The organism is Streptomyces sp. NPDC052299 (genome assembly GCF_040679335.1).
Taxonomy (GTDB): Bacteria; Actinomycetota; Actinomycetes; order Streptomycetales; family Streptomycetaceae; genus Streptomyces.
Window position 1 is genome coordinate 1 of the sequence record NZ_JBFAUP010000057.1, and the last position, 1,012, is coordinate 1,012.

At 68.3% G+C, this 1,012-nt stretch carries 1 protein-coding gene; it reads right to left on the reverse strand.

Annotated features, from left to right (window positions below; translation table 11 throughout):
- A partial coding sequence (locus tag AB0L33_RS35120) for an IS481 family transposase (protein ID WP_365687828.1) occupies nucleotides 1-949 on the reverse strand: 949 nt, incomplete at its 3' end.
- Between the last annotated feature and the right edge of the window lie 63 nt (nucleotides 950-1,012).

Below are 1,012 nucleotides of genomic sequence, written 5' to 3' on the forward strand. Positions count from 1 at the left end.
TGTATTGCCCTGTGAGGTTGGGGACGCGGCTGGCGGGTGGCTTGCCTGCGAGCGCGGTGTGTCCGCGGTGGTGATTGTAGGTGTGCAGCCAGCCGGGGAACGCGTCGCGTCGTTCCTGCTCTGATTGGTAGGGGCGGGCGTAGGCCCACTCGTCGAGCAGGGTGCGGTTGAGGCGTTCGACCTTGCCGTTGGTCTGTGGCCGGTAGGGGCGGGTTCGCTTGTGGGTGATCCCGGCCGCTGCAAGGGTGTCGCGCCAGGTGTGGGACTTGTAGCAGGCGCCGTTGTCGGTCAGGACGCGTTCGACGGTGATTCCGACGCTGGTGAAGTAGGCGTGGGCCCGCTGCCAGAAGGCGGTGGCAGTCTCCTTCTTCTCGTTGGTGTGGATCTCGCTGTAGGCGAGGCGGGAGTGGTCGTCGACGGCGGTGTGGATGTAGCTGTAGCCGGCGTTCTTGCGGGTCTTGCGGCCGGCTTGGCGGCCCAGCACCTTGTGGCCGCCGCCGTCGGGGATGTTGCCGAGCTTCTTGATGTCCACGTGCACCAGTTCGCCGGGCTTCTCGCGTTCGTAGCGGCGTATGTTCCGTCCGGTCGCACGGTCCAGATGGGTCAGGCGGGCGAGCCCGAACCGGGTGAGGACCCGGTGCACGGTCGAGGGCACCAGTCGCAGGTGGTGGGCGATGCGGGCCGGGCCCCAGCGCCGTAGGACACGAACCTTGATGATGCGCCGCTCGGTGCGGGTCGGGGTCCGCCCGGGACTGTGACGAGGACGCGAGGAGCGGTCGGTCATGCCCGCTTCGCCGAGGTGCCGGTAGCGGGCAGCCCAGCGCTGGGCTGTGGTCGGTGAGACCTGGAAGCGTTCGGCGGCTCGCCGCAACGGCCAGCCCTCCTCGACCACACAGCGGGCCAGACGCAGGCGTCCAGTCTCGGTCAGGGGTGCATTACGGTGGACCACGAGGGCCTTTCTGGTCGGTGTAGACGTCGCAATCCACACCGAACCCGGAAGGCCCTCACCCAT